Source organism: Enterobacter sp. SST3 (assembly GCF_000286655.1).
Taxonomy (GTDB): Bacteria; Pseudomonadota; Gammaproteobacteria; order Enterobacterales; family Enterobacteriaceae; genus Enterobacter; species Enterobacter roggenkampii.
The window spans coordinates 15,591-28,494 of sequence record NZ_ALNS01000047.1 but is presented as its reverse complement, the minus strand read 5'-3'; the positions used below and the strand labels follow the sequence as shown (position 1 = coordinate 28,494).

General features: G+C 55.6%; 10 protein-coding genes. 2 read left to right on the top strand and 8 right to left on the bottom strand.

What is annotated here, in order from left to right:
• Positions 1 to 82: 82 nt before the first annotated feature.
• From B498_RS00695 to pgi, 5 genes are all read right to left on the bottom strand, one after another.
• A complete protein-coding gene (locus B498_RS00695) occupies positions 83 to 2,179 on the bottom strand; it encodes a YjbH domain-containing protein (RefSeq protein ID WP_008503426.1) in 2,097 nt (698 codons plus the stop codon).
• Positions 2,179 to 2,916, bottom strand: a complete 738-nt coding sequence (locus tag B498_RS00700; RefSeq protein WP_008503425.1) for a capsule biosynthesis GfcC D2 domain-containing protein — start codon at positions 2,914 to 2,916, stop codon at positions 2,179 to 2,181. The genes B498_RS00695 and B498_RS00700 overlap by 1 nt, the downstream gene beginning before the upstream one ends.
• Entirely contained in the window at positions 2,913 to 3,551 is a 639-nt protein-coding gene (locus B498_RS00705; RefSeq protein WP_008503424.1) for a YjbF family lipoprotein, read from the bottom strand. Before B498_RS00705 ends, B498_RS00700 begins: the two co-directional genes overlap by 4 nt.
• 63 nt (positions 3,552 to 3,614) lie before the next feature.
• Positions 3,615 to 3,857 (bottom strand): exopolysaccharide production protein YjbE, encoded by a 243-nt coding sequence (yjbE, locus tag B498_RS00710; RefSeq protein WP_008503423.1) that lies wholly within the window; start codon positions 3,855 to 3,857, stop codon positions 3,615 to 3,617.
• A gap of 367 nt (positions 3,858 to 4,224) precedes the next feature.
• Positions 4,225 to 5,874, bottom strand: coding sequence for a glucose-6-phosphate isomerase (gene pgi, locus B498_RS00715; protein ID WP_008503422.1), 1,650 nt, complete (start codon positions 5,872 to 5,874; stop codon positions 4,225 to 4,227).
• Between the two features lie 374 nt (positions 5,875 to 6,248).
• Between pgi and lysC the strand changes: the two genes are divergently transcribed.
• A complete protein-coding gene (lysC, locus tag B498_RS00720) occupies positions 6,249 to 7,598 on the top strand; it encodes a lysine-sensitive aspartokinase 3 (RefSeq protein ID WP_008503421.1) in 1,350 nt (449 codons plus the stop codon).
• 41 nt (positions 7,599 to 7,639) lie between these two features.
• On the opposite strand, the gene B498_RS00725 is transcribed toward lysC, so the two are convergent.
• Genes B498_RS00725 through B498_RS00735 form a run of 3 tightly spaced genes read right to left on the bottom strand, consistent with a single transcriptional unit; the run spans position 7,640 to position 10,791 of the window.
• On the bottom strand, positions 7,640 to 8,428 hold the full coding sequence (locus B498_RS00725) for a DNA polymerase beta superfamily protein (protein WP_008503420.1): 789 nt from the start codon (positions 8,426 to 8,428) through the stop codon (positions 7,640 to 7,642).
• 4 nt (positions 8,429 to 8,432) lie between these two features.
• Positions 8,433 to 9,659, bottom strand: coding sequence for an RtcB family protein (locus B498_RS00730; protein ID WP_008503419.1), 1,227 nt, complete (start codon positions 9,657 to 9,659; stop codon positions 8,433 to 8,435).
• 4 nt (positions 9,660 to 9,663) lie between these two features.
• Positions 9,664 to 10,791: a slipin family protein gene (locus B498_RS00735; protein ID WP_008503418.1), complete on the bottom strand. Its 1,128-nt coding sequence runs from the start codon at positions 10,789 to 10,791 to the stop codon at positions 9,664 to 9,666.
• A 441-nt stretch (positions 10,792 to 11,232) separates the two neighbouring features.
• Here B498_RS00735 and rtcR point away from each other — a divergent pair, with 441 nt between their 5' ends.
• Positions 11,233 to 12,807, top strand: a complete 1,575-nt coding sequence (gene rtcR, locus B498_RS00740; protein WP_008503417.1) for an RNA repair transcriptional activator RtcR — start codon at positions 11,233 to 11,235, stop codon at positions 12,805 to 12,807.
• The last annotated feature ends 97 nt before the right edge of the window (positions 12,808 to 12,904 follow it).

The following is a 12,904-nucleotide window of genomic DNA, read 5'->3' as shown; positions in this document are numbered from 1 at the left end:
GTGATTCGCCCGGTGGCGCTGCGCTTACCGGGCCTACAAAAACCGTAGGCCGGGCAAACGCAGTGCCGCCCGGCGTGAAGCATCAGCGGAAGTTAATGTTCTTATCGCTGGTCATGTCGTACAGCTGGAACTTACGTCCAAGCTGTTGACCGCCGTCACGCGTCAGCGGCGTCCAGCCGATGGCCGCGCGGCTACGGGTTGGACCGGATGAGAACAGATCCAGCGGAATCGACACGTAAACTCCTTTGGTGAAGTCCCCTTCCCCATATTCGTCCGGCGAGACGTTGGTAATGGTGGCGTAGCCGCCCACCACGACGCCGCTGTCGAAGTGTTTGGAGATATCCAGCGTGCCGCCCTTATCGCCCGCCAGATACTGGCCGACGCTGGCTTTCACCAGCACGTCAGGCGCGAAAGACGGCGTCCAGTAGGCGGTCAGGTGACCGGTTTTAACGCTGTAGTCGGTGAACTTCATCATGTCCTGCGCGCTGCGCCAGTCACGCTGTTTAACGTAGTTGGCATCAATCCCGAACGCCCAGTTGCTGTCGACAGGACGATAAAGCACTTCTGCCCCCGCGCCGCCGTACATGGTTTCCAGATACCCGCCGTACACCTGGCCGTAGAACCCGTTGCCGAAGTACTGGAAGTAGTTGGCCTGCAGGTTGTTCACGTAAGCATCGTTCTGTACGTACTCACGCACGCGGGTACGCACGCGCGGCAGCGTCGAGTCTTTTGGCGGGTTAGTGTAGTTGAACTTGTCGTAGTTGTTGGCGATGTTGCCGAACAGGCTGCCGGTGGTCAGCAGGTGGTCGGTGAGCCACAGATCCGCCGTCGCCATGACGCCCAGCTGATACATGTAGAAGTTTTCCGGCCCGCCGACGGACTGGTTTAGCACCGGATCGATATGGAAATCGAAGCGCGACTTGTCGATATACCAGCCCTGCTCGGTGGTCTCCGGCACGATCGGCTCAACGCGTTTTTGCACCAGCTCGGTTTCATGTCCGAGCGGTTCGCCTTCCAGATGGCGCTTCAGGCTGGCAACGTCCGTTTCCGTCGTCACCTGCGGCAGGTTGAGACGGTTCTCCGTCACGCGGATCGTACGGATCCCGTCCGGGAGATCATTCATGACGATCCGGTTGGCGCGCTCAATCCCTTCCCGCGAGTCGCGGTATTTCACCTGCTCGCCGGTGACGTAAAGCGTATCGCCTTTCACCTGAATTTTTGGATCCGCCAGGCCGGCATTGTATTTCAGCAGCGTCAGCTGGTTTGCCACCACGGAGTGCTGCAGAATCGCATCCTGCGGCTCCGGCTGGTATGCAGGCCGCGCGTTGTCGTTGTAGTGCGGCCGCATGTCGTTGAAGTTGGTGCGCAGCGTAAAGCCAAACATCACCGTATTGCCGCGCTCGTAGCTGAGGTTAACGTCGGCCCAATCGGTGACGCGATAAATGGCGCCGACGTTAAACTTGCTCTTCTGCTCAATCTTCCCGGCGAAGTCCTGCGAGTAGTCATTCCCCTCGTACTCCAGCTTCAGGCGCAATGGCTGCCAGGGCGTCTGATACTCCACGCCGCCAAACAGCGAGGCCGGGCCGTGGAACATCTGGTCGCCGTTGATGGAGCCCGCTTTCTGATAGCTGTTATCACGGTAGCAGTATTTATCGCTGTAGGAGCAAAACGGGTTTTTCACGTTGCCGCTGGTGCCGAGATAGCCCCATCCCAGACCGAGCGAGAAGTCGAACGGCCCCCAGGCCTTGCTGGCCACGATGTATTCCGCATCAAACAGGCCGGTACCGCCAATATCTTTGGCGCCCACGGAGACCTGCGGCATCCAGTAGCTCTCTTCCCACAGGCGCAGCTTGACGTCGAAGGCTTTATCTTTGTAGGTCTGATCGCCTGAGAACGCCTCGACGCTGCTGTATTGTTTCGTCCGGACGTCGGTATAGCGCAGCGTGGTTTCAAGCCACGGGAACAACTGCACCGACGCCGAGTAGTAACGATACTGGTCGTTATCACGGTAGTTAAGGCTAATTTCCCCTTCGCGCGCCATACGCGCGGTGGGCGTTTGCAGTAAACCGACGCCGCCGAAGTCTGACTGAGACGGGCCAATGGGTGCCGGATACGTTTCTGCATGGCAGGCGGCACTCACGCAGAGCGCCAGCATGCTGTAGAGATAGGTTCTTTTCATTATTCCGGTATCCGCTGAATCAGGGAGTGAAGGATATCGGCGTTAAGCCCGTCATACGCCTTCGTCCAGAAATGGTCGGCAAAACCGACAAAAATAATGCTGCCCGGCATGGGTTCGATATGTCGTTTATTCCAGTAAGCGACGGGCGCTTTTTGCGTGTGGCCGTCAGGGTAAACCACCCAGGCGTAGCTGTTATCCGCACCGCTCAGCAGACTCTGCTCGTCGAGGTAGCTCGCCACGTCGCGGCCGGGAGTAAAGGGCTTGTTACCCGGGCTGCCGATCAGCCCCATCACGGTCACCGTCGTCGGCTTCGCCGGAAGCCAGAGCGTATAGTCCCCTTCCAGGGTCGGGTTGCCGTTTTCCGTGACACGCACCTCATCCGGGTCAAGATTGACGTTCTGTCGGCCCGTCACCTTCAGCGCCTGCAGCTGCTGACGGACGCTGTTAATGGCCGCCGCGTCGTCGCCGTCTTCCTGTTCCGCGAGTCCCGTTAGTCTGGCAAGAAGCGCCTTGTGCTGCTGTTCCGCTTCCACGGTCTTCTGCCGTTCAGCGATGACCGCGCCTGGCCACCAGCTGTTGGCAAGCCTTGGCTGTCCGACGAGATCGAGCAGACGTTCGGCGTGGGTTAAGGTTTTAGGTTTTTCACTGTCCGGCGTGTAGACCTTTACCGTTCCCGCGGACCATGCCAGCGGCGCGGCAAAACTGGCGATAAGCGCAGCGTGGATGAGCGTTTTCATGATTTCGCCGCCTTGATCAGGGTGGTTTTGACCGGGAAGAATCCGGCACCGAGATACTGTAAGGACTGGCGGATCTGCCCTTCCTCGTCGATCCAGAAGCGGTTATGCCAGGTGGCCTGGTCGGTGGTGACCTCTTCATCCAGCACGCGAACCTGCGTTTCGTCGCTGCCGACCTTCACGCTGTCGGTGCCGTCCCAGCGGAAGGTCGAGCGTGCCGTGGCGTAACGCACCTGCTTGTGTTCGGTCCAGCCCATCGTGCGCGTCCAGCCTGCGCCGTCGGCGATCTGGTTCGGCTTGATCAGCGGATCGTCAGCGAGATTATTCACCTCCAGCAGGTTATCGCCGCCCAACAGGGTTTTCACGATACGACCATGCTGCGTCACGATGGTGGCCTGATCCTGCGTCACCCATTTCTGCTGCCCGTTTTCATCGAAAGCGAGCACCACAAACAGTTGCGGGCCATCGTTAAGCTGCATGTACTGACTGGCATAAGGCATGTTCTGAAGCTCGTCATCGGTCAGATGCACGCCCGGTGTGCCGAACAGGCTTTCCCACAGTGAGTTTCCCAGCCCTTTAGTGGTGGCCGAGCACGCCTGCAGCAGCAGGCAAATCAGAATGATTGCTGGTCGCTTCACGACTCTTCTCCGAAGGGGCGAAATAACCACACCGAAGTGTGGTTATGATTAAAACACCCGCTATTACTGGGTGCTGGTTGTCGTGGTGGTCGTGGTTCCGGTGTTGGAGCCATCACCGCCACCGGTTGCCGCCAGCGCGACACCCACGGCTGAACTTACGGTGCTGGCGCTGGCTGCGGTAGAACTTCCCGCAGACGCAGACGTCGCAGCCGACCCTGCCGCTTCCCCGACCTGAACCGGAGCTGCATAGACAGATGTCGCCGCAAGCGCAGATATGGCAAAAATGCCATACAGTACTTTCTTCATAACAATTTCCCTTCAATGAATGAATGGAGATTTGCCCGAAAAGAATTTCAGGCGGAATCGAGTATACACAACTCATGCCGTGGGTTTGCCGTAAGGGGAAATAGAGGGTGGGTTTTCAGACTAATGGATAAAATCGAAATGAAAGACAAATAGAAAAAATATTAAATAACTATAAAACAATAGCTTATAATATTGAAATATTAAATTCCTTCTGCGTATTTTCTTAAAATAAACCGCAGCAATTAACGGGTTAAACGTCTTTTTCAGATTAAACTCAGAACCAGAATTTGCGTTAACTAACAGACATCAGGAATTATCTGATAAAAAAATGCCGGCATTAAGCCGGCACGTTTTCATGGCGTTTTAATTACGCACGCCATGCTTTATAACGGTTGATCAACCCATTGGTCGAGCTGTCATGGCTGGTAATCGCGTTATCGTCACCCAGCTCTGGCAGAATACGGTTTGCCAGCTGTTTACCCAGCTCAACGCCCCACTGGTCAAAGGTGAAGATGTTCAGGATCGCGCCCTGCGTGAAGATTTTGTGCTCGTACAGGGCAATCAGCGCGCCAAGGCTGAACGGCGTGATTTCGCGCAGCAGGATGGAGTTGGTTGGACGGTTGCCTTCGAACACTTTGAACGGCACCACGTGCTCCAGCGTTGCCGGATCTTTACCCTGGTCGCGGTATTCCTGCTCAACCACCTCGCGGGATTTACCGAACGCCAGCGCTTCGGTCTGGGCGAAGAAGTTGGACAGCAGCTTCGGATGGTGGTCGGACAGCGGATTATGGGTGATAGCCGGGGCGATGAAATCGCACGGTACCATTTTGGTGCCCTGGTGAATCAGCTGATAGAACGCGTGCTGACCGTTAGTGCCCGGCTCGCCCCAGATGATTGGGCCAGTCTGGTAATCCACCGCGTTGCCGTTACGGTCCACGTATTTACCGTTGGATTCCATGTTGCCCTGCTGGAAGTAAGCAGCAAAGCGGTGCATGTACTGGTCATACGGCAGGATCGCTTCGGTTTCAGCGCCAAAGAAGTTGTTGTACCAGATACCGATCAGCGCCAGCAGCACCGGCAGGTTTTTCTCAGGTGCGGTGGTGGAGAAGTGTTTGTCCATCGCGTGCGCGCCGGAGAGCAGCTCAACGAAGTTGTCGAAGCCCACGGACAGGATGATAGACAGACCGATTGCAGACCACAGAGAGTAGCGGCCACCGACCCAGTCCCAGAATTCGAACATGTTCGCGGTGTCGATACCGAACTCGCTGACGGCTTTACCGTTGGTGGACAGCGCAGCGAAGTGTTTCGCCACGTGCTTGTTGTCGCCCGCGGTTTTCAGGAACCAGTCGCGCGCGCTGTGGGCGTTGGTCATGGTTTCCTGAGTGGTAAAGGTTTTCGACGCAACCAGGAACAGGGTGGTTTCCGGGTTCACGTTCTTCAGCACTTCGGCGATGTGGGTACCATCGACGTTAGACACAAAGTGCATATTGAGGTGGTTTTTGTACGGGCGCAGCGCTTCGGTCACCATGAACGGGCCGAGGTCAGAACCGCCGATACCGATGTTAACCACGTCGGTGATCGCTTTGCCGGTGTAGCCTTTCCAGCTTCCGGAGATGATCGCTTCGGAGAAGGTTTTCATCTTTTCCAGCACCGCGTTCACTTCCGGCATGACGTCTTTGCCGTCAACGATGATTGGGGTATTGCTACGGTTACGCAGGGCTACGTGCAGCACGGCACGGTCTTCGGTGCGGTTGATCTTCTCACCGGAGAACATGGATTTGATGGCGTCCGCCAGCTCGGTCTCTTTCGCCAGATCCTGCAGTTTTGCCAGCGTCTCTTCGGTAATGCGGTTTTTAGAGAAATCCACCAGCATCAGGTCGTCGAAGGTCGCGGAGAACTTGCTGAAACGATCGGCATCTTTCGCGAACAGGTCCGCGATGGTGACATCTTTCATTTCATCAAAATGTTTCTGGAGTGCCTGCCAGGCAGCGGTCTGCGTTGGGTTGATGTTTTTCATTAGCAATACTCTTCTGATTTGAGAATTGTGACTGCGGTCGATTGTAGCGCCTGCAAATAAAAATTGTGATGGTTTTTATGCCATTGCCCTGGCCTGCATCAAACACAGGTGAAAAGACCCGAAAAGTATAGCTGCTGAAGCGCCCTCCTGGAGCGGAGAAATGTCGGTCAAAATGCCCTAAAACGAAGCATAAAATCTGGCCCTGTTATAAGTCCTGTTTCTCAGGGGTACCCCCCCATAAAAAATCCGCATAATCCCAGCATTGACAGGACCTCCCCCACATTTTATTTATAGGGCCGTATTTTGCGCCTGCACCTGTTTTCGTTTCATTCTTGTGCCATGGTCGCTTATTCATTCCCTGACACGAGGTTGTTATGACGAGTTTTGTGGTCGCCAAGTTTGGCGGCACCAGTGTGGCCGATTACGATGCCATGAACCGCAGCGCCGATGTGGTGCTGGCCGATCCGAATACCCGCCTGGTGGTGCTGTCTGCATCCGCCGGCGTGACGAACCTGCTGGTTTCTCTGTCTGAAGGACTGGAAGCGACAGAACGTTTCGTGAAGCTGGATGCACTGCGCAAAATTCAGTTCGACATCCTTGAGCGTCTGCAGAACCCGAACGTCATCCGCGAGGAAGTGGAACGCCTGCTGGAAAACATCACCACGCTGGCAGAAGCGGCCTCTCTGGCCACCTCCACCGCCCTGACCGATGAGCTGGTCAGCCACGGTGAGCTGATGTCCACCCTGCTGTTTGTTGAAATCATGCGCGAGCGTAACGTTCAGGCGCAGTGGTTTGACGTACGCAAAATCATGCGTACCAGCGACCGCTTTGGCCGCGCCGAGCCGGACGTTGAAGCGCTGGCCGAGCTGACCAATCAGCAGCTGGCCCCGCGCCTGGCAGACGGCATCGTGATCACTCAGGGCTTTATCGGCAGTGAAGCGAAAGGCCGCACGACCACGCTTGGCCGTGGCGGCAGCGACTATACCGCCGCGCTGCTGGGCGAGGCCCTGCATGCTACGCGCGTCGATATCTGGACTGACGTTCCGGGCATTTACACCACCGACCCGCGCGTTGTTTCCGCGGCGAAACGTATTGATGTGATCGCGTTTGAAGAAGCGGCGGAAATGGCCACCTTCGGCGCGAAAGTGCTGCACCCGGCCACGCTGCTGCCTGCTGTGCGCAGCGATATTCCGGTCTTCGTCGGCTCCAGTAAAGATCCAAAAGCGGGCGGCACGCTGGTCTGCAAGAAAACGGAAAACCCGCCGCTGTTCCGCGCCCTGGCCCTGCGCCGTCGCCAGACGCTGGTGACGCTCCACAGCCACAATATGCTGCACTCCCGCGGTTTCCTGGCGGAAGTGTTTGGCATTCTGGCGCGCCACAATATCTCCGTGGATCTGATCACCACCTCGGAAGTGAGCATTGCATTGACGCTGGACACCACCGGCTCCACATCAACCGGCGATACCCTGCTGACGCAGTCGCTGCTGATTGAGCTGTCCGAGCTGTGCCGCGTGGAAGTCGAAGAAGACCTGGCGCTGGTTGCTATCATCGGCAACAAGCTGTCCCGCGCCTGCGGCGTGGGCAAAGAGGTGTTTGGCGTGCTCGACCCGTTCAACATCCGCATGATTTGCTACGGTGCGTCCAGCTATAACCTCTGCTTCCTGGTGCCAGCCGATCAGGCTGAGCAGGTGGTGCAGAAACTTCATCAGAATTTGTTTGAATAAGCGCAAGAATGGCCCGGGCGTTTTCACTACCGGGCCATTCTTTAGCTCTTCATTACTGTTCTCATCAGCAGCGAATCCAGATCTTTTAAATTTCCTTCTCTGCTGTCGGGTAGTACCGGCGGCACTTCTCCTCTCACCAGCTCACTTTGCAAAAAAGCGTGGAGTAAGGGCCGTTTAGGACCATATTCCGCTTCACCTGCGCGCTGTTTTATTTCCAGTAATCCATCGATTTCCGCACGTAACGGCGCACACAGTTCGCTCCCGGCAAGCAGTTCGGCAAAACGCATCGGTGGAACGCCTTTCCCCGCTTCTACCCACCGCGCCGCCAGCAAAGGTCGCAGAACATAAAAGTACTTTTTCAGCCGAACCGTTTCCCCCTGTAAATATCCACGGAAGTTTTTTCGGGCCATTGAGTAGTAATGCCAGCGGGCGCGCAATGGCGAAAACCACGCAGGTATCAGCGCGCGCAACTCGGCCACTACCGTCTCATCTTCCTGATAAACAACGGGGGAATCCAGCCACTCGATAAGCGTCGGGTTTGCCCCCTTCAGCAGGCCCAGTACCTTGCGCCATTCCCAGCCACAAACGTCCAGTTCATCATCTATCGGCAGCTCGATCACATCCCGCTGGGCTTCGACGCGCAGATACCATTCTGGGCGGTGAACGTACAAAAACCGCACATCATAATCGCTATCCGGTGAGGCAAAACCCCATCCCCGGCTGCCCGATTCACAGGCGTAGAGCACGCGCACGTTATAGCGCTGCTCTATATCGCGAAGTTGCGCGCAGACACGTGCGCGCATCGCGCTATCAACATCGTTGTTGCTCATTTTTTTATCCTTTTACACACACTACCTGACGCAGGGTGTGAACGATCTCCACCAGCGACGATTGCGCGGCCATCACGGCATCAATGTCTTTATAGGCCATCGGCGTTTCATCGATCACCTCATTGTCTTTGCGACACTCTACGTGAGAGGTCGCCTGAATATGCTCGCTAAGGGTATAGCGTTTTTTGGCCGCCGTTCGGCTCATCACTCGCCCGGCGCCGTGGCTGCAGGAACAGAAGCTTTGCTCGTTGCCGAGGCCACGCACGATGAAGCTCTTTGCGCCCATTGAGCCCGGAATAATCCCCATCTGCCCTTTCTGCGCCGACACCGCACCTTTGCGCGTGATCAGTACCTCTTCCCCAAAGTGATGCTCTTTCTGCACATAGTTGTGATGGCAGTTAACCGCCTCCTGCTGCGTAATAAAGGGCTTTGTCACTTCGCGAGAGAGCGCCGCCAGCACGCGCGACATCATCACTTCCCGATTGTGGCGGGCAAAATCCTGCGCCCACTCCACCGCCTCGATGTAGTCCTCATAGTGACGACTCCCCTCCTGAAAATAGGCCAGATTTTTATCCGGCAGATGTCCCAGGTGATGCTGCATATCCTGCTGTGCCAGGGCGATAAACACATTACCGATGGCGTTTCCTACGCCGCGCGAGCCGCTGTGCAACATCACCCAGACGCGCTGCTGCTCATCGAGGCAAATTTCAATAAAGTGGTTTCCGGTACCCAGCGTGCCCAGATGCTGGTAGTTGTTGGTTTTCCGCAACTGCGGGTATTTATCCGTGAGTTGTTTAAAACGTGGGGCCAACACCAACCAGCGATCGTCCACTTCTTTCGGTGGCGTTTCCCACGCGCCTTTATCCCGTCGAGAACGGGTATTGGTTCTCCCATGCGGTACTGCCTGTTCAATGGCGCTACGTAAACCGCTGAGATTATCCGGCAAATCACCGGCCACCAGCGACGTGCGAACGGCAATCATCCCGCAACCAATATCCACGCCAACCGCCGCAGGAATAATTGCCCCTTTGGTCGGGATCACGCTGCCGATGGTAGAGCCTTTACCGAGATGAACGTCGGGCATCACCGCAAGGTGTTTGAAAATAAACGGCATCTTTGCGGTATTCAGTAACTGCGCCTGTGCCTCTGGCTCCACGGGCACACCGTGAGTCCACATTTTGATCGGGGCGCCGTTTGGCGCTGTCAGTAATTCAAAATCATTCTGTTGCATTGCGTTATCCTTTCAGGTTAACAAGGCCGTGTAATACCTGGTCCAGGCCACCAAATACTGAAATTTTGTCGATACGCTCCGCGACCCTTTCCAGGGTTTCCAGCTCTTTTAAACGCAGCGCCACCGGGTTGTTTTCCATCACCTTTGCGGTGTTTAACAGCGATCGTGTCGCCGCCGTTTCTTCACGTCGGCGAATAACATTCGCCTGGGCCGATTTTTCAGCCTCTACCAGACGGGATAAAATCGTTTTCATATCACCAGGTAAAACAATATCTTTTACCCCAAGCGACGCAATTTCCATTCCAAAGGATGACAGGCGGCCTTGCACCTGTTTGCTGACCACCTCGTCAATGATCTGCTTATCTTCCAGTAACTCATCGAGCGTGCGGGTGCCGACCGCTTCACGCAGTGCGAACTGGAGTTCGCGGTACAAATGTTCCAGCGGTTTCGTAAGCTGTCCGCAGGCCTGCAGCACGTCGCTGTAGCGCCAGTTAGCCGCCAGGTTCAGGCGCAGGTTAACTTTGTCCTTCGTCAGGATCTCCTGCCCGCTCACTTCCACCACCTGAAGGCGCGTATCCACTACCTCTGCCTCAACCAGATGGTTAATTTTCCAGTAAGCCGTCAGTCCCGGCGGTAACAGTGCCTGAATTTCTCCGTCGATTTTCACCACCCCGACGTGCCAGGCAGGTACCTGTACGACCAGCATCGCGTCACGCCCTTTTACCGCGCCATTGCGACGCGGCTGCAGAGCAGCATTCATCACGTCCACCGGCACCCGCACGTCGCGGGTATCGATTCTTTGCAGGGTCAACGCCGCATCCTGCTGCCAGTACAGACGACGAGTCGAAGGCGGCACAATTTCCTGCAATACGCCGTTGTTCGATAACACCCCGATTTCATCCGCAGTAAGGTCTACCGCAAGGCAGTAACGTACCACCCAGTCAGGCTGAAAGCGGCGCAGATAATCCGCCAGCGCACCCGGTACCTCGCTGCCGTCCTGGCTCACCACCAGCACGTCGTCAGTATTGAACCAACCCAGACGGTGTTCACCCGCCTCCAGTACCCGGTAATAATCGCCAGCTTTTGCTACCAGTCCTAACTGACCTTTTTTTATCGTGATTTTTTTAGCCATTTTATATTCCTTAAAGTCAGGCGCGGGTGCAGGCACGAAATCACAGGGGAATGCCTTTTCGCCTGCGATCCGGCGCCATTACCGGCGACCTTCATTGGGATTGCTGACTGCGCAATCCCCGTTTTTACTTTGATGTTTACAACCAGTTTTCATTGGGAGAATGAATCGGGAATCGAACCCTTCTGTCTGTCATTGGTTGACGGAACGCCCCCGGAAAACAGCCTTGCCGTTCCTGGTGCGCCGACGGGGCCTTAACCCCCAGTGTGCTCAACGTCGTGACGTTATCTGTATTGCCAGAAGCGTGCCAAAAACAAAAATCGCCGTTTTATTTTTTTATTTTATTGATAATTAATGATTTTTATTTATCACGCTTTTCATGCATTGCCGTTCGGCTCAACATTTCTTATCCTGCTATATCGACAATTATCTTTCTGGATAAACATGAAGAAGCGGAAGGTGGTGATCGGGGTGCTTGGCACCGTGATGGATAAACGGGGAAAGCGGGCTAATCGCTTTCGCAAATGGCGACCGACCGTCGGGCTGTGCCAACAGCCGGATTTCCCGGTCGACAGGCTGGAGCTGCTACATCAACCGCGAGATCTCGGCATGGCTCAGCAACTGGCGGAAGATATTGTGCTGGTTTCCCCCCACACCGAGGTGCGTCCCAGCACGGTAACCATTGAAGACCCGTGGGATTTCGAAGAGGTTTATGCCGCGTTTCTCGATTTCGCCACCCAGTACACTTTTGATACCGATCGCGAAGAGTATTTCGTCCACATCACCACCGGCACGCATGTGGCGCAGATCTGCTGGTTCCTGCTGACGGAAGCACGCTATCTTCCCGCCAGCCTTTTGCAGACTGGCCCTGCCAGAAAAGAAGCCTCTGCTGAGGAGACTGCAGCCGGAACTTACTCAATTATCGACCTGGATTTAAGCCGCTACACGACCCTTACCAACCGTTTTCAGCGCGAGCAGCAGCAGTCAATCTCATTTCTGAAAGCGGGCATTGAGACGCGAAACGCCACCTTTAACAGTCTGATCGACAAGATTGAACGCGTGGCGCTACGTTCAACAGCCCCGATCCTGCTGACCGGCCCCACCGGCGCGGGCAAGTCGTTCCTCGCGAACCGCATTTATCAGCTTAAGCAGTCACGCCATCAGGTATCCGGCAAACTGGTTTCCGTCAACTGCGCGACCCTGCGCGGTGATAACGCTATGTCCACGCTGTTCGGCCATGTGAAAGGGGCCTTTACCGGCGCACTGTCGGCGCGCAGCGGCCTGCTGCGTGAAGCCGATGGCGGCGTCCTTTTCCTCGACGAGATTGCCGAACTAGGCCTGGATGAACAGGCGATGCTGCTCAAAGCCATTGAAGAAAAAACTTTTTTCCCGTTTGGCTCCGATAAAGAAGTTCACAGCGATTTTCAACTTATCGCCGGAACCCACCGTGATATGCGCCAGTGGGTGGCAGAAGGACGTTTTCGTGAAGATCTCTATGCCCGTATTAATATGTGGAGCTTTGCCTTACCCGGCCTTGCCCAACGGAAAGAAGACATCACGCCGAATGTTGACTACGAACTTCAACGTTTCTCTCGCGAAAGCCAGACGCAAATCCGCTTCGATAAAGAGGCACGCGAAGGCTATCTGGCCTTTGCCTGTTCCAGCAGAGCGCTGTGGCGGGGCAACTTTCGCGAACTGAGCGCCAGCGTCGCACGCATGGCGACGCTGGCGGAACGAGGGCGTATTACTCAGGATCTGGTGCTGGAGGAGATTTCCCGGCTTCAGACCGACTGGCAAACTGACGTGACGCAGCCTGCAACTGACATGGAGATTGACCTCTTTGACCAGCGGCAACTTGAAACGGTGCTGGAGGTATGTCGCCGCAGCGCATCGTTGTCTGAAGCCGGACGTGAGCTGTTTGCCGTTTCACGGCTCAAAAAAGCCAATCCTAACGACGCCGACCGACTGCGCAAATATCTGGCTCGCTTTAGTCTGAGCTGGGAAAGCATCCGGTCATAATTCATTTGAATATTACTTCCTTACGCGATAAACAATAACTATAGCCGGGCTCGATCCCGGCTTTTTATAACAAACACATACAACATTCATCGCAAGG